Here is a 24,458-nt window from a genome sequence, read left to right on the forward strand (position 1 = left end):
CGGCGTAGCATGCGTGGGTGGAACGTGGGTGGGTGCAACCCCGTCCCGCCCTCGACCGGCGGCTCGACGGGGCGCTGACGCACAGGCTCACCACTTTGGTGGCCACCACGGGCTACGGCAAGTCGATCGCCCTGACGAGTTGGAGCGAGGATGTCGGGGCGGTGCTCCACCGGCTCGGGCCCGCCGATCGCGACCTGACCACGCTGGCCGGCGCCCTGGTCGCGGCCCTGTCGGAGGCGGTTCCCGACCTGCCGGCCGAGCTCGCGGCCGCCGCCGAGTCCCCCCTCGGGCCCGACGCCGACGAGCTGTCCAGAGCGGCGGCGCTGGCGGGCGCGCTGGCCGAGGCGCTGGCCGGGCGGTTGCGACGGGGGCTCGCGCTGGTCTTCGACGGCATCGAGACGATCATCGGCGCGGCCGGCTCCGTACGCTATGTCGAGACGCTGATCCGGGCGGCCCCTCGCCATCTGCACGTGGTCACGGCCTCGCGGGCGCCGTTGCCGTTCCCCACGGCCCGGCTGCGCCAGGACCACGAGGTGCTCGACCTCGACGCGACCGACCTCGCGCTCACGATCGAGGAGACCACGGCCTGGGCGCGCGACCGGCTGGGCGAGCCGGGGGCCGCGATCGCCGCCACGCTGCATGACGCCTGCGGCGGCTGGCCGGCCGCCGTACGGGCCGCGCTCGACGCGCTGGCCCGCACCGATCCCGCCGCCTGGCCGGGCACCGCCGCGGGCCTGGCCGCCACCTCTGCCACGCTTGAGCGGCTCACGCTGTCCGCGTTCGACGACCTGCCCGCGACCATGCGCGAGCTGCTGCGGGCGGCGACTGTATTGCCGGTGCTCACCGACGACCTCGCCACCGCGCTGGGCGCCCCGCCCGACACGCTGGCCTCGCTGACCAGCCGGGGCCTTTTTCTGGAGGCGAGCCACGACGGGCACCGGCCGGCCGCGATCAGCGGACACGGGCCGGCCATCGCGCACGGACCGGCCCTGACCAGCGGCTACCGGTTAACGGCCACCAGCGCCCACGTACTGGCCGCGCACGCGCCGCTCGACCGGCACGAGGCGCACGACACGGCCGCCGTCGCCGCCCGCTGGTACGTCGAACACGACCAGCCCGAGCTGGCCCTGCGCGCCGCGGTGGCCACCCGGCACACCACGCTCGTCACCTCGCTGCTCGGCACGCACGGCCCGCACCTGGCCGAGCGCGGCGACGACGTGGTGGCGGCGCTCGGCCTGCTGCCGGAGCCGACCAGGCAGGCGCCCGCGATGCTCCGCCTGGCCGGCATCGCGGAGCAGAACCGCGGCGCCTGGAACCGGGCGCGGGACCTGCTCGCCCGCGCGGCGGCGACGTCGGTGTTCGACGCGTTCCTGGCCAGGCGGCTCGGCCTCATCGACCACCTGCGCGGCGACCTCGACTCGGCCATCGCCATCTACACCAAGGGCTTCGAGTACGGCCTGCCGCCCGCCGACGCGGCGATGTGCGCGGCCTCCACCGCGTCGGTGCTCTGGCTGAAGGGGGACCGGGCGGGCTGCGCCGAGCTGGCGGACCGGGCGCTGGAGCTGGCCAGTGCGCTGGGCGATCCGGGTGCCCTGGCCGCGGCCTGCACCGTGCAGGCCATGCTCGCCTCGCTCGACGGCGACCGGCGGGCCAACGACGCCTATTACCTGAGGGCACTGGAGTACGCCGAGCGGGCCGGGGACGTCGTCCAGCTCATCCGCATCCGGGCCAACCGCGCCTCCTGCCATCTCGACGAGGGCGCCTACGCCAGGGCGCTGGCGGAGGTCGAGATCGCGGCCAGGCTGTCGGATCTGGTGTCGTTCGCCCCGTACGCCGCGCTGAACATCGCCAACCGGGCCAAGGCGCTCATCGGCCTCGGCCGGCTGGAGGAGGCGGCGATCGACGCCGCGGACGCGGCTGCCAGGTGGGAGGCGATGGGGTCGCGGTTCGTCGGCTACGGGCTGATCCGGCTGGCCGACGTACAGGTGCTGCGTGGCGACCGCAGGTCGGCGATGGCCATCTATCGGCGGATCATCGCGGACGCCGGCGCGTCCGGCGAGGTCCAGGAGCTGTCCAACGCGCTGAACAAGCTGGCCGTGCTGCTCGCGGACGACGATCCCGACGAGGCGGCTCGCGTGGCCGCGCGGGCGCTGAAGCACGCGGAGGGCATCGCCGGGGTGAACGCCAGGCTGGTCGCGGCCCGCGTCGCGCTGGCCGCCAAGCGCTATGACGAGGCCAGGGCGCTGCTGGCCGAGGCCGAGCCGGTCGCCGTGCGGCGCAGGGACCACGCGGCCCAGGCCGCGATGGTGGAGCTGCGCGCCGCGCTCGACGGCGACTCCCTGCTGGCCGACGAGGCCGTACGCCGGTGGTCGGCGCTCGGCGATCCGGTCGGCCGGGCCAGGGCCGAGCTGATCAGGGCCGCGCTGGGCGACGCGGTGACCGGCAGGGAGGTCGCGTACCGGGTCAGGAGCCGCATGCACGCGATCGGCTGCCGGGCGCTCGATGCCAGGATCGACGCGCTGGTCGGCCGGTTCACGCCGGCGGCGGAGGCTCGGGTGCTGGTCGAGACCATGGGAACGTTCCGAGTGCTGCGTGGCGCGGTGCCCGTCGCGCGTACCGCCTGGCAGTCGCGCAAGGCCCGCGACCTGCTGAAGATCCTGGTCAGCCGCCGGGGCGCGGCGATCAGCAGGGAGCGGCTGGTGGAGATCCTCTGGCCGGACCAGGAGGGCGACTCGGTCGGGCTGAAGCGGCTGAACGTGATGGTGTCCACGCTGCGGGGCGTGCTCGATCCGGCTCATGTACGGCCCGCGGACGAGTTCGTCGTCTCCGACGAAGGTGCGCTGCGGCTCGATCTGGCGAACGTGGACGTCGACGTGGAGGGGTTCCTCGGCCTGGTTGGTGCGGCCGTACAGCTGGATCAGGCGGGGCGGCCGGTGGAGGCGCTGGCGCGGTGGGCGGAGGCCGAGGCGTCCTACGGGGGCGACTTCTGTGAGGAGGACCCGTACGCCGACTGGGCCGTGGGGCTGCGCGAGGAGGCCAGGCTGGCGTACGTGCAGGCGGCCGCCAGGCTCGCGACGGCGCGGGCGGCCGAGGGCAGGCACGACGAGGCGGCCCGCTACTGGCTGCGGCTGCTCGAACGCGACCGCTACGACGAGCGCGCCCACCTCGGGCTGGTGCGGGTGCTCGACTCGGCGGGGCGGCGCGGCGACGCGCGGCGGCGCTACGCCCTGTACGCCGAACGGATGCGTGAGCTGGAAGTGGAGCCCGCGCCCTACCCCACCTGAACCTGACCTGAACCGTTCGGCGAGATGGTGCCGAAATGAGGACGGTCATCGTACGGCTGGTCGAGCCGGAGCAGTCCGGCGGCCAGCTTCGCGGGCTGCTCGAAGAAGTCGGGGGCGAACCGGTGCCGTTCAGTGGGAGCGAGGCGGTGGTCGACCTGCTACTCTCCGCCGCCGGTCTGAAGCCAGATCAGCCCTGAACCTCCCGCGAACCTTCCTCACCACCATCAAGGGTGAGAGGAGGCACGATGAGCGAGCAGCTGGGGAGCGCATGGCCGTTCGTCGGGCGAGGGGGTCAGCTGGCGACCGTACGGGAGACTCTGCGGTCGAGAGCTGGCGTGATGATCGCCGGGGACGCGGGGGTAGGCAAGAGCAGGCTGGCGGCGCAGGCGCTGTCGGGTCTGAAGGGGTACGGGGTGGTCCGTGCGCTGGGCACGGAGACGGCGGCGGTGATCCCGTTCGGCGCGTTCGCGCACGCGCTGACCGGACCGCCCGGCAGCGGCGAGAACCTGCTGCGGTGGGCCGCGCGGCACCTGCGGATCAGCGCGGGGCGGGACGAGCTGCTGGTGAGCGTGGACGACGCGCACCGGCTCGATCCGGCGTCGGCGGCGCTGGTGCACCACCTGGCGGAGAGCGGCACCGCCAGGCTGCTGGTCACGGTGCGCAGCGGTGAGCCGCTGCCCGCGCCGGTCGCCGCGCTGTGGAAGGACGAGCTGCTCTGCCGGATCGAGCTGCCGCCCCTGACCGTGGCCGAGGTCGCGGAGGTGCTGACCGGGGCGCTCGGCGGGGAGGTGGCCGGGCCGACGGTCAGGCACCTGGCCAGGGTCAGCGAGGGGAACGTGCTCTACCTGCGCGAACTCGTACACGCCGGTCGCAGCGCCGGCTGCCTGACCGAGACCGACGGTCAGTGGCGCTGGCAGGGCGAGCTGTCGATGACCACCCGGCTGCGTGAGCTGGTCGACGCCAGGATCGGGCACCTCGACCAGGACGAGCGCGAGGTGCTGGAACTGGTGGCGTTCGGCGAGCCGCTCGGCACCGAGCTGCTGGTCTCGCTCACCTCGCCGAGCGCGACGGAGCGAGTGGAGGACCGCGGGCTGATCGTGGCCGTACGCGACGGGCAGCGGGAGCACCTGCGGCTCGGCCACCCCCTCTACGGCGAGGTGGTACGCGGCGGCTGCGGCACGCTGCGGACGCGGCGGCGGCTGCGGATGCTGGCCGAGGCGCTGGAGGCGAGCGGGCTGCGGCGGCGCGAGGACGTGCTGCGCGCGGCGGTGTGGCGGCTCGACAGCGGCTCTACGGCCGAGCCGGACATGCTGCTCGTCGCCGCCGGCCTGGCCTGGGCCAGGCAGGATCCCCGCCTGGCCGCCCGGTTGGCCAGGGCCGCGATGGAGGCGGGGGCGAGCGTGGCCGCGGTCGCGCTGCTCGGCCAGGCGCTCATGGTGCTGGGTGACGCCGACGCCGCGCTGACGGCGCTCCGGCAGACGGCGCGGGCGGTCGTCACCGAGAGCGAACGCGCGCAACACGCCATCAGCCTGGGCCTCAACCACGCCTGGGCGGGCGCCCTCGCCGAGGCGTGTCAGGTGCTCGGCGAGGCGGCGCGCACCCTCACCGACCCGGCCTGGCGGCAGGAGGCGTACATCTACCTCGGCGTGGCCGAGTTCTGGGCGGGCCGCACCACCAGAGCGGTCGAGTCGCTCGACCGGGCCCGCGCGTGCACGCCGATCACGGTACGCGGCGCGGCGCACGTGGCCGCGCTCGACGCCTGGTCCAGCGCCTACTCGGGCCGGAGCGAGCACACCCTCGCGGTCGTCGAGCAGGCCCTGGCCGGGGCGGACGGCTGGGGGGACGAGACGCCGCACGCGCTGCCGACGATGCTCGACGCGCGCTGCGCCGCCGAGACGTTCGCCGGGCGGCTGGACGCGGCGGAACGCACCGCCGACTACGGCATGGAGCTGGCCGTGGCCGAGCTGTCCGTCTCCGGCTTCGGGGCCTTTCGGGCGCTGGCCAGCAGGCTGCGGGGCGATGCGGAAGGCGCCGTACGCTGGAGCCGCGACGACGCCGCCGGGCTGCACGACCGCTCACCATACCGGGGTCGGTGCCTGGCCGAGCAGGCGCACGCTCTGGCGCTGCTGGGCAGGACTGCGGAGGCGCGCGAACTGCTGCCCGAGGCCGAGGAGCTCGCCTCCCGATGGGCGTTCACCCGCCATCCGACGCTGCAGGCCGCGGTGTGGGTGGCGGCGGGCTGCGGTGACCTGGACGGGGCGGTACGCCTGTGCCTGTCGGCGGCCGATGTCGCGGAGAAGCACGAGCAGTTCGGGCACCTGATGTTCGCACTGCACGATCTGGTGCGGCTCGGCGTTCCCGAGCTGGCCGCCGACCGGCTGCCAGCGCTGGCCGAACGGGTGGACGGGCCCCTCGTCGAGCTCCTGGCCAGGCACGCGCGGGCCACCCGCGACCCCGAGGAGCTGCGGGCGGTGGCGGCCGAGTTCGAGCGGCTCGGGATGATCCTGTACGCCGCCGAGGCCACCGCCCAGGAGTCCGCCGCCTACCGCGCTCTGGGCCGGGGCGCCCTGGCCAAGGGGGCGCAGACCAGGGCGTGGGCCCTGGCCAGGCGTTGCCCGGGGGTCTCGACGCCCGCGCTGGTGGAGCTGGCCACGCCCGAGCTGACGCCACGGCAGCGGGAGATCGTCCAGCTCGCGGCGGCCGGCCTGACCAACCGGCAGATCGCCGCCCGGCTCACGGTCTCCACCCGGACGGCCGCGAACCACCTGCAGGCCGTGTACGAGAAGCTCGGCGTCAACGACCGGGCGGAGGTGGGGCGGTTGCTGACGTCCCCTTAGACCGGTGCCCGATCCTTCCGGACCGGAGCCCAGTCGCTCTAGACCAGCGCCAGCAGGCCGTCGTGGAAGAGCGCGCGCTCGTGCTCGGTGATCGCGCCGTACGGCGCGGCGGCCCGCTGGTTGGTCTCCCGCTCGATCCGGTCGCGCAGGGGCCCCGGACCGAGCGCGACGACCTCGGCGGCGGTGAGACCGGCGGCCCGCCAGGCGGCAGCGTGCGCGTCAGCGCGGTGGTAGCGCAGCGCGGCGAGCCGGTTGAACAGCAGCACGCCCGCGGGTGTGCCCACCGGCTCGTACGGCGGCGCCATCGCGGCAAAAGCGCCACCGGGCTCACCATAAGCGTCGCCACTGGGCTCACCATTGGCGTCGCCACCAGGCTCGCGACCGTAAGCGGCACCGGCCGCGTCCACCACCCGTCCAGCCAGGTCGGCGAGCGTCTGGAGATCATGACCCGCCCAGATCCGCGCGGTGGTGGCGGCGTGCACGGCGTAGAGCCCGTCGATGAACGCCAGCGCCTCGGCCGTCGGCCGCAGCGCGCCGTCTCCGTCCTCCTCCAGCATGCCCCGCTCCAGGTGGTCCCGGATCTCGGCATCGAGCGAGGCCGCGTCACCGTACCGATAAATGCCGGCGAGCGAGCGCCGGGTCAGCGCGCGGACAGGGAGCGTGAAGCGCAGGTCGGTCAGGAAGCCGAGCGGCAGCCCCGCCACCTCCTTGCGGGCCGAGGCGTGCACGTTCACGTGGACCGCGTCGACGACGGGACCGATGGTCGCCGCATACTCCGACAGATCATGAAATTTCGGCATTGGGCGTCATTATGCCGGTGAGAACGCGGCAGTGTTCATCAACTCATTCGGGCGACATGACCTCGTAGAGGTTGCGGACCGCGTCGGTGAAGAACAGCCCGCGCGGGCAGAGCGGGTGGTCGATCCGCCCGTTGTCGGGGGTCGCGGGATGGTTCCCGTACGGCACACCGCGCTCCTGGATGCGGGCCAGGATCGCGTCGAACGTGGCGGGATCGACGTCGAAGGCCAGGTGATGCCCCTCGGGATTCTCAACAGCCATGTAGTCCAACGTGAGGGTCTCGCCGACCCGCACAGGGGCGAAGTGCCCGCGGGCCCCCGAAGGCGGCAGTCGCTCCAGCCCCATGATCTCGGCGAAGAAGTCGGCCTCCCTGTTGTTGTCGGCCGCGGGAACGATCGTGTGGTTGAGGGAAACAGTCACGCCGACTCCTCCTTGATGGCTCCGTGCAGGAACACCTCGACAAGCTGACTCGTGGACAGGACGGCCGGCCGGACGAACAGCAGGCCCAGGAAGACCTTGCCGACCGTCTCGGCGGGCAGTCGCAGCGACGCCTCATCCGGTTCGAGCAGGTCGGCGATCGCGTCGCCGATCAGCTGCATGGACGCCTCGCGGCTGCCCGGCTGCGGCTGCGGACGGACGCCCTGCTCGCCGCGCCGGTGACCGGTGGAGTGTAGGACGCCGGCCACGGTGCCCATGCGCGCCAGGTGGGCGGAGAGCGCGTCCGCCGCGTCGGCGAGCCGCTCGGCCAGCGGCTGGTCGAGCGGGATGGAGGCGATCTCCGTGACGGCGTGGTCGGGCCGCATCGCCTCGACCATGCAGGCGTCGAGCAGCTCGTCCTTGTCGGCGAACACCCGGAAGATGGTGGCCTCCCCGATGCCCGCCGCCCTGGCGATCTGGCTGGTGGTGACCGCGGTGCCGTACTCGGCCACCAGGGGGAGGGCGGCGGCGACGATCATCGCGCGGCGCTCCTCGGGGCTCATTCCCGGCGCCCTGCGCCGGACGGGTTTCTCACTCATACGAACCACAGTACGGAGTGAGTGCTCACTCCGTCAATAGCGGAGTGAGTATTCACTCCGATGCTTGATCGCGGGGCGGCCGATGGCCGTGGCATGATGTCCGCACTGTGACCCCCGGCCTGCCCTTCCGCCTCGTCCGCACCGCGGTGTTCGCCGTGGTGTGCCTCGGGCTGGGTGTGGCGGCGCACGCCCTCGGCGGTGGCACGGTCGGAGCCCCGGCCACGGGTGCCGCGCTGGGCCTGTCGTTGGCGGCGGCGTTCCCGCTGTCGGGGCGTGAGCGGACGGTGGGCACGATCCTGCCGCTGCTCGGCGGCCTCCAGGTGGTCCTGCACCTGGTGTTCTCGCTGGCCCACGCCGCCTCGCCGGTCGCGGCGACGGGCCACCTGCACTCGGGTCTGGTGCCGGGCCTCGGCATGCTGGTCGCGCACGGCTGGGCCGTCGGGCTGACCGCCCTGTGGCTGGCGCGCGGCGAGGCCGTGCTCTGGGGTCTGCTGCGCCGCCTGGCCGTGCGGCTGCTGATCATGCTGCCGTCCGTGGCCCGGGTCCCGTTCGCCGCTCCGTGTACGACGGAGCCGCCGGTCTTCCGCTCGGCCGTGCTGCGGCACATGGTCTCCGGGCGGGGTCCGCCGATGGTCGTCGAAACCAGCTGACCCCCCGTTTTCGACGACCACGCCCGGCGGGGCGCGCTTTCGCGTGCCGTACCGGGTGAAGAAAGGCCTTTTCCATGTTCTCTCGCCATGCCCTGCTGCTCACAGCCGCCGCCGTCGTCGCGCTCGCGGGCTGCGGCTCCCAGCAGGTGGCCGCCGCCCCGGCCACCCGGTCCCCCGCCGTCGCGGCCAAGCAGTCCCCTGCGCTGACCATCACCGATCCCTGGGTGAAGACCGCCAAGAAGGGGATGAGCGCCGCCTTCGGCACGCTGGTCAACAACACCGATGCCGAGGTGACGGTCGTCTCCGGCGCCTCGCCGCTGTCTCCGAAGATCGAGCTGCACGAGGTCGTGCAGTCCGGCGGCAAGATGATCATGCGGCCCAAGGAGGGCGGCTTCGTCATCCCCGCGCACGGCACGCACGAGCTGCGGCCCGGCGGCGACCACATCATGCTGATGAGCGTCGCCCAGGAAGTGCTGCCGGGTGCCAAGATCCCGTTCACGCTCACCGTCAAGGGCGGCGAGCCGCTGGAGTTCACCGCGATCGGCAAGGACTTCGCCGGCGGCAAGGAGGACTACCAGCCCGGTATGGGGCACAAGTGATCAGCCGCCGGGGTCTCATCGCCGGAGGCGCTCTGACGGCTGTCGGCGCCCTGACCGCGAGCCCCGCGCACGCCACCACCGTCGAGCCCTTCCACGGGATCCACCAGGCGGGGATCGCGACGCCGCCGCAGGCGTACGCCGTCTTCGTAGGCCTCGACCTGTTGCCGGACACCGGTAAGGAAGCCATCGTCCGGCTCCTCCAGTTGCTGACCGACGACGCGCGCCGCCTCACCCAGGGGCGGCCCGCGCTCGCCGACACCGAGCCGGAGCTGGCGGTGACGGCCGCCCGGCTGACGATCACGTTCGGCTTCGGCCCGGGGCTGTTCGCGGCGGCGAAGGTGGAGTCGCCGGTGGCTCCGCTGCCGACGTTCACGGTCGACAAGCTGGAGAAGCGGTGGAGCGGCGGCGACCTGCTGGTGCAGATCTGCGCGGATGACAGCGTCACCGTCGCCCACGCGCTCCGGGTGATCGTCAAGGACACCCGCTCGTTCACCGAGGTCCGCTGGGTACAGCGCGGCTTCCAGAGCGCCACCCGGCGCAATCTGATGGGCCAGGTCGACGGCACGATTCAGCCCGCCGACCTGGACCGGGCCGTATGGATCGGCCAGGGACCCGCGCGCGGCGGCACCACCCTGGTGCTGCGCCGCATCCGCATGAAGCTGGAGACATGGGACGCCGCCGACCGGGTGGCCAGAGAGTTCACGATCGGCCGCCGTCTCGACACGGGCGCCCCGCTGACCGGCCGGGCCGAACGCGACGAGCCGGACTACAGCCAGGTGAACCGGCTCGGCTTCCCGATCATCTCCGAGTACGCCCACATCAGGCGGGCCCACGTCACGGATCCGGGGCTGCGTATCCTGCGCCGTCCCTACAACTACGACGAGGGTCTCACTCCGGACGGCAAGTCGGACTCAGGGCTGCTGTTCGCCTCCTACCAGGCGGACATCGACCGCCAGTTCGTGCCCATCCAGCGGAACCTGGCCAAGGGCGACCTGCTGAACGAGTGGATCACGCCGATCGGCTCGGCCGTCTTCGCCATCCCGCCGGGCTGCGCACCCGAGGGCTGGATCGGGGACGGCCTGCTCAGCTGAACTCCCGGCCGGGCAGGCACGCGGGCGGCCGACCGGAGACGGGCCAGACGTAGGCCAGGTCGTCGGGCTCGTCACCGAACAGCGGCCGGTAGAAGCCGGGCGCCTTGCGCAGCAGGGCGGAGCGGTGGCTGAGGTGGAAGCCGGCGTCACCCAGCCACGGCGGCAGCTCGCCGTCCGCTTCCAGGCGTGCCTGGCGGCGGACGGCGGTGCCGCCGCAGTGTTCGGCGAACTCCCTCGCCAGGGTGCCGGCACAGGTGTCGGCGCGGCCGATGGCACACCACCGGCCGCACACGTCTAGCCCGTAACGCACCAGGGCCTCCTCGTAGCCCGCCCACATGCGCACGGCCGGGTGGTGCCGCCAGCCGTAGCCGGGGATCGTGAGGGCGCGCAGGATCTGCAGGGTCTCGACCCGCTGTTTACCCAGCCGCAGCGGGTCTAGGACCGCCGCGGTGCGCGCGAAGTCCGGATAAGGCAGGAACGTCTGCACAGCGCCTCATGCCCACCGGCTACCCAGGGCGGCTCGCGATCAACCTAGAGTGGAGCCGTGTTTCCTGACCTGATCAAGCAGCTCACCGAGTCGGACCTGCCACGCCACCACTGGCGCGGCGACGACGAGCGTGGTGGCATCTGGCTGTTCGAGACCGTCGAGGGCGACGGCGAGCACTGGGCGGTCCGGCAGGTCGAGATCGGTCCGGACCGCACCGCCCACCGCTACTGGTGGCGCCACCTGAACGACGAGCACGGCTTCCTCACCGAGCAGGCGGTGGAGATCTGGGACCTGACCGAGATCACCGGAGCCGCCTTCGAGGCCGTGTGGGAGGCCGCAGGGTGAGCTCATGCGGACGACGTGACCTCGTAGACCCAGCAGTGCCCAGCTCGGAATCTCAAGGCGGCGAACCGGCCTAGTTCGGAGGTCAGAGCCGGATATCTGTCGTCGACGAACAGCCAGCGGACCCCGTACGTGTCTCGCAGCCCACCGACCGTCTCCGTGCTGGGGTGGAGGAAGGCGGCGTCGTTGTCCGCCAGCCGTTTCGGGTCCAGAAACTCGATGGTGCCCATGGTAGGGCTGCCTATCAGGGCCGCCCGGCTGTTCGCGCCATTGATGTATCCCCAGCCCTCGACGAGGATCCTGCGTTCCGCGTACGCGGAGATCCAGAAGTGCCGGTTGTCGCACCCGCCCGCCGGCCTGCGGCAGTGCGCGTTGACCGCGACGAGATCATCAGGAGAGGAGTGATCTCTCAGCCAGCGCGCCGCGGTCACCCCGCCCTCCGCGACATGCAGCAGTTCGGGATCTCTCACCGGCGGCGCCTCCGCGATGCTCCACAGGGGAGCCAACCGCGGCGCGTATCCCGAGTACAGGCAGCAGCCCAGCGCGAAGACCGGCACCGCGCACCAGGTCCGGCCACGCCGTCCGGTCAGGACGAGCACCAGCGCGACGACAGCCGCCACCCCCGCCAGCAGCGCGTACGGGATCACCCGCTCGATCACGACGTTCCCGCCATGCGGCCGCGCGACGGCGACCCACGACTCGATGGCCCAGATCGCGACGGCCCCTGCCGTCAATGCGGGCAGAGCCACCGGCCATGGCCGCCTCTCGGGCAGCGTGGCGGCGAGACCCGTGGTGGCGAGGATCGTCAGGTACGGCGCGGCCGACCCGAGAAAGTACCCCTGGCTGAGCCCCGGATGCCCGAACACGCACACGGCGCCGACCCCCGCCATGCCGATGCCCGCCAGCAACACCACGGCTGGATCTGTCCGCCATCGCCGCCGGCGCAGCAACCCCACGGCACCGCCCCATACCACCACCCAGCTCACCAGGTAGATCGCCACCACGATCAGCAGCTCATCCCGCCTCTGGAGAAGTAGCCCGGCATCCCGGCCGAGCCTGTCCTCATGCCACCGCATGAGGTGAAAGGGCGCGAAGCGCAGCCCTTTGGTTTCCCCCTGGAACACCACAATCTGGGCGAAGGCCATGCACGCCAGGCAGAGACCCGTCAGCACCGCCGCGGCCCTGTGCACCTTGCGATGGACGATCAGGTGGACGGCGAGGACGAGCGCCACTCCCGCCAGGGCCAGCGGAAGGAACGTCGCCTTCCCCCCGACTTCCGCGAGCATCAGCACGAGCACCAGCACCCATCGCCCGTTCAGCCCGCCGGGGCGACGCACGAGGTCGACCAGCAGGAGCGCCAGAGGGACGAACAGGAGTGCGCCGAAAGTCTGCGTGGGACTCACCCATGGCAAGCCCGCGCCGCCAACGCTCGGCACCATCACGCCCGTCCAGGCGTAAGGGTCGGGCGCGGTCGCGAAGAACGTGATCACCGCTGCCGCTATGCCCGTCCACCACCGGCCGCTCAGCCGGTGGGCCAGCACGACGATGAGAACGGTGAAGACCGCGCCCATCGGCAGGGGCGACAGCCGGAACAGCAGCGTTTGGAGCTCCAGGCCGGTCGCCCAGCTGGTGGCCGCCAGGTCGGCGTAGGCGAACCAGTGGTCGTGAAGCGCCTCGCCGACCACGTTCGCGAACATCGCCGGGATGTGATGCTTGACGTCGCCTGCCATGGCCAGGTGGTAGGGGAGGTCGATATACGGAGCACCGTTGCCCGGCCAGCTCAGCCCATGGGTCCGGAAGAACGTGGCGGCGCCGTACAGGATCGCGAACCCGACCAGGCCCGCCATCGCCCACGACCATCCCACCGGCACCTTGTCCGAAGTGCCGCGAGCCGGCCAGTGCCGTCGCAACGTAGGCATCGCGGCGAACAGCAGGTAGGTCACCCCGACCCAGGCGAGGAACACCTGCGGCACGTCCAGCCAGCGCGCGGGGATGTAGGTCAGCACTTCCAGCGCGTAGCCCAGGGCCGTCCCCGCCGCCACGTCGGCGACCGGCGACCGCGGCGTGCCGGACAGGGCCCGCCACCACAGCATCCCGGGCAGCGTCACGCCGAGGAGGACGTAGGCGCTGAACACCCCGATCTCGGGCAGAGGCACCGCATAGGCGTTGAGGGTCACGACCGCCAGAAGGACGACGAACGCGACCGGTAGCCAGCCGGATCGGAGCAGCCGCCATCGGCGAGCGGGCACGGAAGGGACGACGGCCGGAGACCGGACCTCAAGCATGTGTCTCCTAGACGGAAGGTTGGTCACAGCCGCGTCGACCTTGTCAGATCCGCAAGGTGGGAGCAGGGCCCGTACGCATCGTTTGCCAAAGCAGCGCCATATCCGGACCATCTGGGAGGCTGCCCTGTGACCGCGTCCCGATGCTGATGGACCGGGCGCACGACCTCGCTCACAATCGGGCTATGGCTGATGGTTATGTGGGTGCCAGGACGCCCCGCCGCGAGGATGCGCGGCTGCTGACCGGGCGCGCCCGGTATATCGCGAATGTCCGGCTGCCCGGGATGGCGTACGCGATCGTCGTCCGCAGCCCCATCGCCCACGGACGGCTGGTGAGCTGCGGCGCCAAGGAGGCGTGGACGGTCGACGGGGTGCTCGACGTCATCACGCCGGGCGACGCGGCCGCGATCCGGCTGCCCTGCGTGACCATGAGCCCCGGCCAGCCCATCACCTCCTATCCGGCGCTCGACGAGGCGATCCGCTACGTGGGCCAGCCGCTCGCCGTGGTGGTCGCGCGGACGCCCGAGGCCGCCAGGGACGCGGCCGACCTGATCGACCTCGACTACGAGCCGCTACCCCCGGTGATCGGGATCGAGCGGGCGCTGGCCGGCGACGCCCCGCTGCTGTACCCCGACTGGGGCGGCAACGTGCTGACCGACTTCACCCTCGGCGACCAGGACTGCGAGGCGGCCATCGCGGGGGCCGCGCACGTGGTCGAGATGACGTGCGCGTTCGGCCGGGCCACACCATACCCGCTGGAGCCGCGCGGGATCGTCGCCGACTACGCCGACGGCGAGCTGACCGTGCGTACCTCGACGCAGGCTCCGCACCACGTACGCGAGCAGGCCGCGGACGCGCTCGGGCTCACGCACGACCGGGTACGCGTCGTGACCGGCGACGCGGGCGGCGGTTTCGGTGGGAAGGAGCACCTGTATCCGGACGAGGCTCTCATCTGCCTCGCCGCCATGCGCCTGGGCCGCCCGGTGAGCTGGACGGAGTCGCCCACCGACCGCCTCGCCTCGACCCTGCCGTCGCGGGCCGCCGTGCACCGCGCCCGCCTGGCGTTCGACGCGGACGGGCGCTTCGTCGCGCTGCACGCCGACGTCGTCGGCGACCTCGGCGGCCACCCGTCGAACGTCGGCATCTCACCGTTCGCGGTGACCGCCACGATGCTGCCCGGCCCCTACCGCTTCGACCGGGCCGGGGTACGGCTGCGCGCCGTCGTCACGACGACCACCCCGACCGGCTCCTACCGCGGCTTCGGCCAGCCCGAGGCCACCTGGACCAGGGAGCGGCTGATCGACGAGGCGGCCAGACGGCTCGGCGCCGACCCGGTGGAGCTGCGGCTGCGCAACATGCTCGGACCCGGCGAACTCCCCTGTACGTCGCGACTCGGGCAGTCGTACGACTCCGGCGACTACCCCCTCGCCCTGCGTACCCTGCGCGACCTGGTCGCTCCCCCGGCCCGCGACGACGGGCGCAGGCGCGGCGTGGGCTACTCCTGCCACGTGGAGGCCACCGGGCTCGGCTCGTCGATGGGCATGAAGGCCATGGGGATGCTGGCCGGAGGCTTCGAGACCGCGATCGTGCGGATGGAACAGGACGCCTCGGTCATCGTCTCGGCGGGCGTGTCGGGGGTCGGGCAGGGCATCGAGACGGCACTGTCCCAGATCGCGGCGGACCGGGTGGGGGTGCCGATCGACCGGGTACGCGTGGTGCTGGGCGACACCTCGGCCACCCCGTACTCCTCGATCGGGTCGATCGCCAGCCGCTCGCTCACGGTGGGCGGCGGCGCGCTGGCCCTGGCCGGGGACCGGCTGCGGGAGAAGATCGTGGCCCTGGCCGCCCACCGGCTCGAAGCGGCGCCGGCCGACCTGGAGATCGTGGACTCCGCCGTACGCGTCAAGGGGGATCCTCAGGTGTCGCTGACGCTGCGGGAGATCGCCACATCGGCGTGGCGCGGATGGGATCTGCCCGAGGGGGCCACCCCCGGGCTGGAGGAGCGGGTCTCCTACGATCCGGCCGACATGACGTACGCCTATGGGGCGCACGCGGCGGCGGTCGCGGTCGACCCGGAGACCGGAGCGGTCGAGGTGGAGGGCTACTGGGCCGTCAACGACTCGGGGGTGCTGGTCAACCCGGCGATCGTGGAGGGCCAGGTCCGGGGCGGGATCGCGCAGGGCATCGGCATGGCGCTGACGGAGGAGATCGTCTACACCGAGGAGGGGCAGCCGGTCTCCGAGTACCTGCTGCCGACCACACGTGAGGTCCCCGACATCCGGGTCGCGATGCTGGAGGTGCCCTCGCCGCGTACACCGGGCGGTATGAAAGGCGCCGGGGAGTCGGGGACGATCGGCCCGCCGGCGGCCATCGGCAACGCCATCGCCGCCGCCCTGCCGGAGATCGCCGGCCGCATCACCCAGACGCCGTTGACCCCGGCGGTCCTATGGGCTCTACTCTGTCAGGCTTCTCGGCCGTGAACTGAAGGACCGAGCTTGCAGCTCTTCGCCGTACATGGGGGGTACGGGTCAGGCCGCGTCGTCGGCAGCGTGACTCACTGCCCAGCTCGCAACGCCGCGGGTGGCGATGTTGCGAGCAGCGTTGACATCGGCGTGCTCAGCGAAGCCGCACGACTCGAACATGAATTTCAGCAGCGATTTCTCCCGGGCATAAACAGTAAATGCCCGGGGTTCCTCGATAGAGTGCACCGAGTGACCTACGCCCGATATGTCGCCCTCGGTGACAGCCAGACCGAGGGCCTCGGCGACGGCGACGACGTCCGGGGCCACCGCGGCTGGGCCGACCGGCTCGCCGAACACCTGGCCGCGGCGAACCCCGACGCTCTCTACGCCAATCTGGGCGTACGCGGGCGCCTGGCCGGGCAGATCCGCGACGAGCAGCTCGGCCCGGCGCTGAAGCTGCGACCCGACCTGGCCACGGTGATGGCCGGGATGAACGACCTTATCAGGCCCGGCTTCGACGCGGCCGCGGTCGCCTCGGCGCTGGAGGAGATGTTCGAGCAGCTCACGGCGTCAGGCGCGTGCGTGGTGACCGTGACCTTCCCCGACATCGGCAAGATCGCTCCGCTGGCCCGGCGGCTGCTCCCCCGCGTGATCGACCTCAACGCCCGGATCCGGGCCGCCGGCGCCCGCCACGGTGTCATCGTCGTCGACACCTTTCCGCACTCGTTCACCACCGACCCCAGGATGTGGACCAGCGACCGGCTGCACGCCAGCCCGCTGGGCCACGCCAGGATCGCCGCCGCCATCGCCCACGCGATCGGGCTGCCCGGCAGCGACGACACCTGGTCGGTCCCGCTCACACCGGTGCCCCGGCGCGCGGGCTGGCGGGTCGCGGGCGCGGAGGTGCGCTGGGTCGCAACCTTCGCCGGCCCGTGGATCTACCGTCGCCTACGCGGCCGCTCCTCAGGCGACGGCCGCGTCGCCAAACGCCCCGAACTCGGCCCGATCCCGCTGCCACCGCAGTAACCGACCGATCGGCCGGCGCCGCCGGTCGGTCGCTCGGTGCGGCCCTTTTGGTGCGGCCCTTTTGGTGCGGCCCTTTTGGTGCGGGCCGCCGGTCGGCGCGGCCGGGATCAGGCGTGGACGAGTAGCTCCGACACCGCGGCGGCGGTCTCGGGGTGGCGGGTCAGGAGGGCGCCTGCCTCGCCGGTGGACGGGCCTCCGGCGGGCTGTTGCCAGCCGCCGTCGCAACCGAGCAGCGCGGCCATGGCGTCGGTCGCGGCCGGATGTCCGGCCAGCAGGTCCGTCACCGGCCCCGCCGACGCGGGCACCGCCGCGCCTGACGTCGCCGCCTTCGGCGACCAGGGCGGCGTCCACTGGTCGAGCGCGGAGAGAGCGCCGGGGAACGTCCGGCCTGCCTCCCGTACCAGTACGGGCACCAGCTCCCCGGCCTGCTCCCGCAGAGTCGTGATCAGACCGGGCAGCCACGGCAACAGAACGGAGTCGGGCAACCGGCCGAAAGCCTTCGACATCAGCTCGACCACGAACGACGCCAGCGCGGGCGCCGGCTCCATCGCCTGCGCGAACCCGCTCATGTACTGCGGAAACGCCGGAACGACCAGGGGGTTGTCCAGCAGCTCGTCACAGCGCGCCCGCAGCTCGGCCAGCGGCAGCGTGCCGAGCAGGTACTGGGCGGCCCACAGCAGGGCCACCTTGGCCGGCTGCTCCGGGTGCGACTGCCGTACCGCGATCTCCAGCTGGGCCCGCTCGCAGCCCAGCGCCAGCGCCAGACTCTCCATGGTGAACAGGAAGCCGAGCATGGCCGACACCTGGCGCACCCCGGTGGCCTCGTCCACGAAGGCGGTCGGCAGCAGCGTGCAGTAATGCGCGAACCCCGCCGTGACGAACGCCTCGCACCAGGCCGGCAGCTCCGGCTCGGTCGCGCGGTAGTGGGCCAGCAGCCGCCTGATCCGGCGCAGCACTTCCGGCGCGTCGTCCACGGACCGCTCGGCGGCCAGCAGCTCCACGGCCCGGGCGCCGAGCTCGTCGGTGAACCGGCGGCTGCGCAGGTAGAGGATCGAGTCCTCGACGGCCGCGAGCGCTCCGGCCGCGGTCGTCTTGGGGTCGTACACGGCGCGCCGCAGCCGCTGTTCGAGCACCTGCTCGACCGTGACGCCCTCGTAGCCCAGCTCGATGATCGAGCGCTGGTGCTTGCCGATCGTCAGGTCCCAGCTCTCCTGGATCGCCCGCTCGCCCAGCCGCCGCGCGCCCATGATGGGCCGCACGGCGTCGTCGGGCAGCAGGTGGCGCAGGATCCACAGCAGGTCGGAGCAGGGCACTAGATCCGGGTCCGCCTTGAGGTCCATGAGCGCCCGCTGCACCGTGCGCTTGCTCAGGTCGAGTCCCAGCGGCTCCAGCCGGTCGAACACGTCCTGGGCCAGCGGCGGCATCGCGTGGTAGCCCACCTGGCCGATCCGGTCGCCGCCGAGCAGGATCTCGCACAGGCGGCGCACGTCCCGGCGCCCCGGCACGGTGTCCTTCTCGATGCACGTGACCGCGGCGTCCTGGAAGTCGTACGGCGTGGGACGACCCCGGTTGCGCAGGCCCGCGAGCAGGATGGCGGTCTCGAACACGGCGATGGCGTCGGCCGTGCTGGACTGGTAGCCGTTACGCCGGGCCAGCCGGACGATGTCGACGGACCAGCCGAGCAGTTCGGCCTCGTCGAGGCCGTCCAGGACCGGCGGTTTGGCCAGGAAGCCGGACAGCCGGTCAGTAACCGGTTCCGGCGCGGCCGGCGCGACCGGCTTCTTGCTCGCCTTCTTTTTACCGGCCTTCTGGCCCGCGATCTGGTACGGCTTGACGCCGCCGCGCTGCAACGCCTTGTCCCAGGTGGCCGCGGCGATCGAGATCGAGCCGGAGGCCAGGCCGAACTGGGCCTCGATGGCGGAGTTGCTCGACGGGATGAGCCCGTACAGCCAGCGCGTGGCCGTACGGGGGCTGATCTCGAAGGGCGCGTCCGACGCCAGCCCGAACTGCTCCACCCGGCTGGCCGCGTGGAACGCGCCGCAGACGTACAGGCACTCGGCCGGGTCGGCGCCCGTCGCGGCGAGGTGCTCGCGCATCCGCGTCCACATGTGGCGCTCGCGGTCCTCGTCACGGTCCGTCCGCTGGTCCCCTTCGGGGCGCAGGCGCCGGAACAGGCTGCCGATCAGGACCATGACCTGCCGGTACGACTCGTAGTCCGCGCCGGTCAGCGGCTGTTCGACGTACTGGTCCCACCACTCCGACCAGTGGCGGACCTTGCCGTGGTGCAGCAGGTGCTCTTCCAGCTCGGCGAAGCGGGGCCGCAGGTCGCCGATCTCGACGCCCACGGCGTCGCCGTGCAGGCCCACGTCCTCTCCGCCCTGCTTGGCCTCGGCCGGTTCGCGGGGCAGCCACTGGAAGACGTGGTCCGACGAGCGGTCCACCAGCACCAGCTCGACGCCCGGCGTTTCCAGCGCGTACGAGATCGCCTGGTATTCGGCCGACGCCTCCGTGATGGGCGCCACCACGCTGAGCGGCTCCCAGCTCGCCGGGAAGCCGTCGACGTCCGTGGCGAACGCCTGCAACGCCACCGGCAGGCGGCAGTTGCGCAGCTCGTCGAGCAGCGGCCGCAGGTCCTCGCACAGCTCCAGGTAGATGACCTTGGGCTGCTTCTCGCGCAGGCGCCGCACCATGGCCAGCGCCGAGGCCGGCGAGTGGTGGCACACCGGGAAGATCTCGAGTTCCTCGCTCAGCGCCCGGTCGACGTCGTCGACCAGGCCCGACAGGATCCCGGCCAGGGTGTCCGGCTCGCCGGCGAACGCGGCGGCGGCGTCCAGCAGCTGCTCGCGGAGTGCGCCGAACGGGCTCATGAGAGCGTCTTGATGGCCTGGCGGCCACCTTCGAGGAAGTCCGTCCACGGCCCGCCGTCCTTCTTGCTGCGGGGTTCGACGATGCCGTGCCAGTACTTGTTCAGGATGGCCAGGTCCTCCGGTTGGCGGCGGGCCAGCGAGCCCACCAGCGAGCCGCCGAGCGTCTCCGCCCGCAGCGTGCGGTCGCCGAAGAACTGGCTGTGCAGGATGGCGTCTTCGAGCACACCGATCTGCTCGGCCGTGGACAGCGCCGATTCGAGCTTGTCGTCGTCGCTCTTGGCCGACGCCGCCGCGGTCCGCAGGTCGGCGAAGCTCTGTAGCAGGATGTCGAGCAGCGTGGGCGGCAGCTCCAGCTCGATGCGGTGCCGGCGCAGCAGCTCCGTGGTGCGGAAGCGGACGATCTCCGCCTCGCTGGTCTTGCTGGTCACCATCGGGATGCGGACGAAGTTGAAGCGCCGCTTCAGCGCCGACGACAGGTCGTTGACGCCCCGGTCCCGGCTGTTGGCGGTGGCGATGATCGAGAAGCCTGGCTGGGCGAACACGATGTTGTCGTCGTCGAGCTCGGGGATGGAGACGTACTTCTCGGACAGGATGGAGATCAGGGCGTCCTGGACGTCACTGGTCGACCTGGTCAGCTCCTCGAAGCGGCCGATCACGCCCCGCTCCATCGCCGTCATGATGGGCGAGGGGATCATCGACTGGCGCGACTGCCCCTTGGCGATCACCATGGAGACGTTCCACGAGTACTTGATGTGGTCTTCCGTGGTGCCGGCCGTACCCTGGACGACCAGGGTGGAGTTGCGGCTGATCGCCGCCGAGAGCAGCTCGGCGAGCCAGCTCTTGCCGGTGCCCGGGTCGCCGATGAGCAGCAGGCCTCGGTCGGAGGCCAGCGTCACGATGCTGCGCTCGACGAAGCTGCGGTCACCGAACCACTTCTGCGGGATCTCCCGGTCGAGCCCGTCCGAGCGCTCGGAGCCGAGCACGAACAGGCGGACCATCCGGGGGCTGAGCCGCCACGAGAACGGCTTGGGGCCGTCGTCCACGGACTCCAGCCAGTCGAGCTCTTCGGCGTACTTGACCTCGGCGGGGGCACGCAGTATCTCGGTCATTCGCGGGTCTCCTAGGTGAGGAAGTTCTTGAGCTCGAGCACGAGCTTGCGGATGTGGCCAGAGATCACGGGGGTGCCCAGGTCCTTCAGCTTCTCGCGGAACCACTGGTCCACGCTGGCGTACCCCGAGCTGTTCACGGAGCCGACCGGGATGAACTTCACCCCTGACCGGTGCAGCGACGTGAAGTCGTCGATCAGCGACCGGTTGTCGTAGAAGTCGGAGATCCAGACCATCACGGTGTTGCGCGGGTCGACGATCTTCGGCCGGGCCAGGGCCATCGCGACGGTGCCGTCCGTGCCGCCGCCGAGCGTCGTCCGCAGCAGCACCTCGAACGGGTCCTTCACCCACGGCGTCAGGTCGAGCGCGCGGGTGTCGTACGCGATCAGGTGCACGTCCACCTTGGGCAGCCCGGCGAAGATCGACGCCAGGATGGTGCAGTTGACCATCGCGTCGACCATCGAGCCGGACTGGTCCACCACCACGATCAGCCGGGCCGGGGTGGTCCGCCTGGCCGTGTGCCGGTAGAACAGGCGGTCGACGTACAGCCGCTGGTCCTCCGGGCTCCAGTTGGTGAGGTTCTTCCAGATCGTCCGTTCGATGTCGAGGTTGCGGAACACCCGCTTCGGCGGCACCGACCGGTCGATCTTGCCGACGCTGGTCTTCTCGACCTGCGTACGCAGCACCTCGGCGACCTCGTCGACGAACCGGCGGATCAGCGCCTTGGCGTTGGCCAGCGCGACTCCGGAGAGGTTGTCCTTGTCGCGCAGGAGCTGCTCGATGAGCGACATGCTGGGGTTGAGCTGGGCGGCCAGGGAGGAGTTGGACAGCACCTCGCGCAGCCGCATGCGGCGGACCAGGTCGCCTTCCACATCGGCCAGGACCTTGTTCAGCTCGGCGTAGTCGATTCCGCGACCGCCACCGCCGGTGCCGAGCCCGCGGCCGGATCCCCCGTGCCCCTCGCCTTGTTCTCCCTCGCCCTGCCCGCCGCTGCGACCGAGTGCTTGCTTGAACCACCCGGCGTCCTTCTGCCAGGCGGCGAGCTGACCGGCCGAGACGTCACCCGTCCCGGTGGCGAAGACGCGGAGCAGGAGCTTGGAGATCAGGGCGGCCCTGCGTACCTGCTCGGCGGGGTCCTCGTTGCCCGAGTCGAGCAGGCTCTCGAACTCGGGACCCAGGTCGGGAAAGCGCTGGACCAGGTTGCCCACCGACACCGATGGGTCCAGCAGGGCCGTCGGCAGGCCGAGGTCGTCGACGATGGCCACGCTGGCCGACTCCAGGGCGGGCTGCTCCTCGGTGTTGAACACCCGGGCCAGCAGGCGCCAGTAGAGCACCTGGCGCCTGTTCTCGTGATCGGTCATTTCCGGAGCAACCGTCCCGCCCGCTCGCGCAGCACGGCCACCGCGTCGCCGTTCCTGGCCTCAGCCTTGGCGATCTTGGGATCCGTGGGACCCTGCGCCCAGTCACCGGTGTGCGCGGTGACCGGCAGCTTCTTGACCGTCCCCTGGACCGCGAGCGGCTGGAGCAGCCACCGGCCGGCGTCCCAGCGCACCAGCCCGATGCACGACTCGGAGCCGCGGACGATCTCGGGCGTGAGCGGGCCGCACGACGGCAGCCGGTCGGTGTCCACCGTGATCGTCATGCCGTCGAGGTCGAGCACCATCTCACCGCGCTTGGGCACGGTGTAGCCCTCGACCAGCACCGGCTCGGCGACGCGCACCGGGTGGCGCTCCAACGGCGGCGCCGCGGGGGCGAGCACGCTCCCCAATTGAACCCTCGCCGTGGTGAACGGGTCCGCGGGCTCCCCCGCCGTGGCCCGGTCGTCGTGCCACACCAGGTCGCCGCTGCCGAGCAGCGGCATGTCCTTGATGTCCAGGCTGCGGCGCTCCGCCAGTGCGTTGAGCAGCACCGGGACCCCCGTCAGCAGCCGCCACACGGCGGTGCCGACGATCGTGTCCACCTTGGTGGCGGCGACGCTCGTACGTACGAGGCGGCACTGACCGCCGTCGGCGGGCTCCAGGATCGCGTGGACCTGCGCCTGCACGGCGGTGGCGTGCTCGTGCACGTCCACGCCGAGCACCAGCAGCCGCCCGGAAACCGGCTCGCCGGAGCCCGCGGGCAGGCCACCCGCCTGTGTGAGCACCAGCGCCCGCGCCCACAGGTCGGCCCAACGCCGTGCGGGCACGATCTCCATCGTCGCGACCGGGCACGACGCGCGCAGCTCCGTCGCCAAGCCGTCGAGCAGCACGGCCAGCCGGCGCAGCCGCGGCTCCGCGAGCAGCGCCTCCATCGTCTGGTCGACGGCGGAGACGAGGTCGTGGTCGACACCCCGCCAGCCGGTGATCGCCAGCTCGTTGAGCCAGGAACGGCACGCACCGAGCAGGTTGTCGCTCTGCGCCGTCGAGTGCGGCTCTTCCCACGCGGCCCGCGTACGTCCCAGAGCGGTGTCGAGCCGTTCCAGCAGCGCGTCGTGGACGGCGCCGAGCAGCGCGGTGCGACCGGCGGCCAGCGCCGTGACGTGCTCTTCCGAGACCGAGCCCGCGGCGACCTTCCCCGCCGCCTCCGCCACCCGGTCGCCGAGCGGCGTGGCCGCCATCGCGCCGGCCAGGGCGGTCAGCGCCGAGGCGCGATCCTCGCCCAGCCGGGCGAAGCCGTTCGTCAGGGCCTCGTCGAAGCCCGTCACCAGGTCCAGCGCTTCGCCGACGCCCGGCAGGGGCTCGTCGATCAATCCCGCTAATTGCACGCTCAGCATCAGCCCACCGCCCCTGTGGCGGGGAACCAGTGCAGCTCGGCGATGGGCTCGGTGGTCACGGGCAACTCCAGGTAGGCCAGATGGCGCAGGAACCGGCTGAACACCGCGGCTCCCTGCGTGCGCTCGACACCACCCTGCAGGCAGTCCGCCAGCCTGTCGCCCTCGGCGAGCTCCACCCGCAGGTAGCCGGCGACCCGGTCGACGCCGTACTGCAGCACGGCTTCATCGACAAGGGACCGCAAGTGCTTGCACATGTAGCTGGACAGCCCGCCGCACGGCCGGTTGTTGTTGGTGCTGCAGTTGTAGGTATGGGTCCCGGCGGTGATCGACGAGACGTACACCCGCTCGATGTCGGAGCCGCTCGACACGACTCCCTGCAGCCGCCCGTCGGCCATCTCGACGAAGGGGACCTTCGCCAGCTTGCGCGGGCGTACGGGGGAAACCACCCGTGCCACGCTGCGTTGCTCCCACGCGGTTCGGTCCGCGGTCACGCCTCTTCGACCTCCAGTCCAGCGGCTCGCGGACGCCAGCCGGTGCGGCGGCACCTGTGCGAACGGCCGATCAGTGATCGCGTAATTTACCCCATTACCGGCGAAGCCCGGGTGTGTTTCGATCTACTGCGGAAGCGCCGTACGACAGTACTCAGATCACCTCGAAGTCGGTCATCATCGCCATGTCCTCGTGCTCAAGGTTGTGGCAGTGCATCAGGTAGCGCCCCCGGTAGCCCTCGAAACGGACCAGGACGTCCACCACCTCGTAGGGGTGCACGTCCACGGTGTCCTTCCAGCCCGCGTCGGTCGGCGCGGGGGGCCTGCCGTTGCGCGAGAGCACCTGAAAGGCGGCCAGGTGGAGATGCACC

The 24,458-nt window shown here is 72.0% G+C and carries 21 protein-coding genes; 9 read left to right on the forward strand and 12 right to left on the reverse strand.

The features are described from left to right. Window positions 1-17 precede the first annotated feature (17 nt). Genes ACGFNP_RS09590 through ACGFNP_RS09600 form a run of 3 tightly spaced genes read left to right on the forward strand, consistent with a single transcriptional unit; the run spans window position 18 to window position 6,121 of the window. A complete protein-coding gene (locus tag ACGFNP_RS09590) occupies window positions 18-3,284 on the forward strand; it encodes a BTAD domain-containing putative transcriptional regulator (RefSeq protein ID WP_393316733.1) in 3,267 nt (1,088 codons plus the stop codon). A 35-nt stretch (window positions 3,285-3,319) separates the two neighbouring features. After that, complete coding sequence (locus tag ACGFNP_RS09595) at window positions 3,320-3,481, forward strand: hypothetical protein (protein ID WP_214635288.1); 162 nt, start codon at window positions 3,320-3,322, stop codon at window positions 3,479-3,481. 48 nt (window positions 3,482-3,529) lie between these two features. After that, the gene (locus tag ACGFNP_RS09600; RefSeq protein ID WP_393316736.1) at window positions 3,530-6,121 is read left to right on the forward strand and encodes a LuxR C-terminal-related transcriptional regulator; all 2,592 of its coding nucleotides are present in this window, start codon (window positions 3,530-3,532) and stop codon (window positions 6,119-6,121) included. Between the two features lie 38 nt (window positions 6,122-6,159). Here the strand turns inward: ACGFNP_RS09600 and ACGFNP_RS09605 are convergent, their stop codons facing one another. The 3 genes from ACGFNP_RS09605 to ACGFNP_RS09615 are packed head-to-tail and all read right to left on the reverse strand — an operon-like array spanning window position 6,160 to window position 7,935. Beyond that, window positions 6,160-6,921 (reverse strand): hypothetical protein, encoded by a 762-nt coding sequence (locus tag ACGFNP_RS09605; protein WP_393316739.1) that lies wholly within the window; start codon window positions 6,919-6,921, stop codon window positions 6,160-6,162. Between the two features lie 43 nt (window positions 6,922-6,964). Continuing rightward, the gene (locus ACGFNP_RS09610; protein ID WP_393316741.1) at window positions 6,965-7,339 is read right to left on the reverse strand and encodes a VOC family protein; all 375 of its coding nucleotides are present in this window, start codon (window positions 7,337-7,339) and stop codon (window positions 6,965-6,967) included. Continuing rightward, complete coding sequence (locus tag ACGFNP_RS09615; protein ID WP_393316744.1) at window positions 7,336-7,935, reverse strand: TetR/AcrR family transcriptional regulator; 600 nt, start codon at window positions 7,933-7,935, stop codon at window positions 7,336-7,338. Before ACGFNP_RS09615 ends, ACGFNP_RS09610 begins: the two co-directional genes overlap by 4 nt. A 107-nt stretch (window positions 7,936-8,042) precedes the next feature. On the opposite strand from ACGFNP_RS09615, the gene ACGFNP_RS09620 reads away from it, so the two are divergent. The 3 genes from ACGFNP_RS09620 (at window position 8,043) to ACGFNP_RS09630 (ending at window position 10,275) form a co-directional block, all read left to right on the forward strand. Then, on the forward strand, window positions 8,043-8,585 hold the full coding sequence (locus tag ACGFNP_RS09620) for an MFS transporter (RefSeq protein ID WP_393316747.1): 543 nt from the start codon (window positions 8,043-8,045) through the stop codon (window positions 8,583-8,585). A gap of 74 nt (window positions 8,586-8,659) precedes the next feature. Continuing rightward, window positions 8,660-9,184, forward strand: coding sequence for a copper chaperone PCu(A)C (locus ACGFNP_RS09625; RefSeq protein WP_393316750.1), 525 nt, complete (start codon window positions 8,660-8,662; stop codon window positions 9,182-9,184). Further along, window positions 9,181-10,275 (forward strand): Dyp-type peroxidase, encoded by a 1,095-nt coding sequence (locus tag ACGFNP_RS09630; RefSeq protein ID WP_393316753.1) that lies wholly within the window; start codon window positions 9,181-9,183, stop codon window positions 10,273-10,275. The genes ACGFNP_RS09625 and ACGFNP_RS09630 overlap by 4 nt, the downstream gene beginning before the upstream one ends. Here ACGFNP_RS09630 and ACGFNP_RS09635 read toward each other — a convergent pair. Further along, on the reverse strand, window positions 10,268-10,762 hold the full coding sequence (locus tag ACGFNP_RS09635) for an MSMEG_6728 family protein (RefSeq protein WP_393316756.1): 495 nt from the start codon (window positions 10,760-10,762) through the stop codon (window positions 10,268-10,270). The genes ACGFNP_RS09630 and ACGFNP_RS09635 overlap by 8 nt on opposite strands. 57 nt (window positions 10,763-10,819) lie before the next feature. Here ACGFNP_RS09635 and ACGFNP_RS09640 point away from each other — a divergent pair, with 57 nt between their 5' ends. After that, a complete protein-coding gene (locus ACGFNP_RS09640) occupies window positions 10,820-11,107 on the forward strand; it encodes a hypothetical protein (RefSeq protein ID WP_393316759.1) in 288 nt (95 codons plus the stop codon). 2 nt (window positions 11,108-11,109) lie between these two features. Here ACGFNP_RS09640 and ACGFNP_RS09645 read toward each other — a convergent pair whose 3' ends face one another. Beyond that, window positions 11,110-13,389, reverse strand: coding sequence for a hypothetical protein (locus tag ACGFNP_RS09645; protein WP_393316762.1), 2,280 nt, complete (start codon window positions 13,387-13,389; stop codon window positions 11,110-11,112). Window positions 13,390-13,571: 182 nt separating this feature from the next. On the opposite strand from ACGFNP_RS09645, the gene ACGFNP_RS09650 reads away from it, so the two are divergent. Continuing rightward, the gene (locus ACGFNP_RS09650; protein WP_393316765.1) at window positions 13,572-15,866 is read left to right on the forward strand and encodes a xanthine dehydrogenase family protein molybdopterin-binding subunit; all 2,295 of its coding nucleotides are present in this window, start codon (window positions 13,572-13,574) and stop codon (window positions 15,864-15,866) included. Window positions 15,867-15,914: 48 nt separating this feature from the next. On the opposite strand, the gene ACGFNP_RS09655 is transcribed toward ACGFNP_RS09650, so the two are convergent. Beyond that, window positions 15,915-16,094 (reverse strand): hypothetical protein, encoded by a 180-nt coding sequence (locus ACGFNP_RS09655; protein ID WP_358338204.1) that lies wholly within the window; start codon window positions 16,092-16,094, stop codon window positions 15,915-15,917. A gap of 3 nt (window positions 16,095-16,097) precedes the next feature. Here ACGFNP_RS09655 and ACGFNP_RS09660 point away from each other — a divergent pair, with 3 nt between their 5' ends. After that, window positions 16,098-16,874: an SGNH/GDSL hydrolase family protein gene (locus tag ACGFNP_RS09660; protein WP_393316768.1), complete on the forward strand. Its 777-nt coding sequence runs from the start codon at window positions 16,098-16,100 to the stop codon at window positions 16,872-16,874. 107 nt (window positions 16,875-16,981) lie between these two features. On the opposite strand, the gene ACGFNP_RS09665 is transcribed toward ACGFNP_RS09660, so the two are convergent. The 6 genes from ACGFNP_RS09665 to ACGFNP_RS09690 all read right to left on the reverse strand — a co-directional run bounded on the left by ACGFNP_RS09665 (window position 16,982) and on the right by ACGFNP_RS09690 (window position 24,457). Beyond that, window positions 16,982-19,741 carry a DUF5682 family protein gene (locus tag ACGFNP_RS09665; RefSeq protein WP_393316771.1) on the reverse strand — a complete coding sequence of 920 codons (2,760 nt, stop codon included), beginning with the start codon at window positions 19,739-19,741 and terminating at the stop codon, window positions 16,982-16,984. Continuing rightward, entirely contained in the window at window positions 19,738-20,850 is a 1,113-nt protein-coding gene (locus tag ACGFNP_RS09670) for an AAA family ATPase (RefSeq protein WP_358338196.1), read from the reverse strand. Before ACGFNP_RS09670 ends, ACGFNP_RS09665 begins: the two co-directional genes overlap by 4 nt. 11 nt (window positions 20,851-20,861) lie before the next feature. After that, on the reverse strand, window positions 20,862-22,208 hold the full coding sequence (locus ACGFNP_RS09675) for a VWA domain-containing protein (RefSeq protein ID WP_393316774.1): 1,347 nt from the start codon (window positions 22,206-22,208) through the stop codon (window positions 20,862-20,864). After that, window positions 22,205-23,599, reverse strand: a complete 1,395-nt coding sequence (locus tag ACGFNP_RS09680) for a hypothetical protein (protein WP_393316777.1) — start codon at window positions 23,597-23,599, stop codon at window positions 22,205-22,207. The genes ACGFNP_RS09675 and ACGFNP_RS09680 overlap by 4 nt, the downstream gene beginning before the upstream one ends. Continuing rightward, window positions 23,599-24,090, reverse strand: coding sequence for a hypothetical protein (locus ACGFNP_RS09685; RefSeq protein ID WP_393316780.1), 492 nt, complete (start codon window positions 24,088-24,090; stop codon window positions 23,599-23,601). The genes ACGFNP_RS09680 and ACGFNP_RS09685 overlap by 1 nt, the downstream gene beginning before the upstream one ends. A 151-nt stretch (window positions 24,091-24,241) precedes the next feature. After that, window positions 24,242-24,457 (reverse strand): multicopper oxidase domain-containing protein, encoded by a 216-nt coding sequence (locus ACGFNP_RS09690; protein WP_358338184.1) that lies wholly within the window; start codon window positions 24,455-24,457, stop codon window positions 24,242-24,244. Window position 24,458: the final 1 nt, after the last annotated feature.

It is taken from the genome of Nonomuraea sp. NPDC049269 (genome assembly GCF_043197155.1).
In the GTDB taxonomy this organism is placed as follows: Bacteria; Actinomycetota; Actinomycetes; order Streptosporangiales; family Streptosporangiaceae; genus Nonomuraea.

What these genes read in the sequence shown, in the direction of transcription:
- ACGFNP_RS09595 (WP_214635288.1), top strand. Translation starts at nt 3,320, where the DNA reads ATGAGGACGGTCATCGTACGGCTGGTCGAGCCGGAGCAGTCCGGCGGC.
- ACGFNP_RS09600 (WP_393316736.1), top strand. Translation starts at nt 3,530, where the DNA reads ATGAGCGAGCAGCTGGGGAGCGCATGGCCGTTCGTCGGGCGAGGGGGT.
- ACGFNP_RS09605 (WP_393316739.1), bottom strand. Translation starts at nt 6,921, where the DNA reads ATGCCGAAATTTCATGATCTGTCGGAGTATGCGGCGACCATCGGTCCC.
- ACGFNP_RS09615 (WP_393316744.1), bottom strand. Translation starts at nt 7,935, where the DNA reads ATGAGTGAGAAACCCGTCCGGCGCAGGGCGCCGGGAATGAGCCCCGAG.
- ACGFNP_RS09625 (WP_393316750.1), top strand. Translation starts at nt 8,660, where the DNA reads ATGTTCTCTCGCCATGCCCTGCTGCTCACAGCCGCCGCCGTCGTCGCG.
- ACGFNP_RS09645 (WP_393316762.1), bottom strand. Translation starts at nt 13,389, where the DNA reads ATGCTTGAGGTCCGGTCTCCGGCCGTCGTCCCTTCCGTGCCCGCTCGC.
- ACGFNP_RS09650 (WP_393316765.1), top strand. Translation starts at nt 13,572, where the DNA reads ATGGCTGATGGTTATGTGGGTGCCAGGACGCCCCGCCGCGAGGATGCG.
- ACGFNP_RS09665 (WP_393316771.1), bottom strand. Translation starts at nt 19,741, where the DNA reads ATGAGCCCGTTCGGCGCACTCCGCGAGCAGCTGCTGGACGCCGCCGCC.
- ACGFNP_RS09670 (WP_358338196.1), bottom strand. Translation starts at nt 20,850, where the DNA reads ATGACCGAGATACTGCGTGCCCCCGCCGAGGTCAAGTACGCCGAAGAG.
- ACGFNP_RS09675 (WP_393316774.1), bottom strand. Translation starts at nt 22,208, where the DNA reads ATGACCGATCACGAGAACAGGCGCCAGGTGCTCTACTGGCGCCTGCTG.
- ACGFNP_RS09680 (WP_393316777.1), bottom strand. Translation starts at nt 23,599, where the DNA reads ATGCTGAGCGTGCAATTAGCGGGATTGATCGACGAGCCCCTGCCGGGC.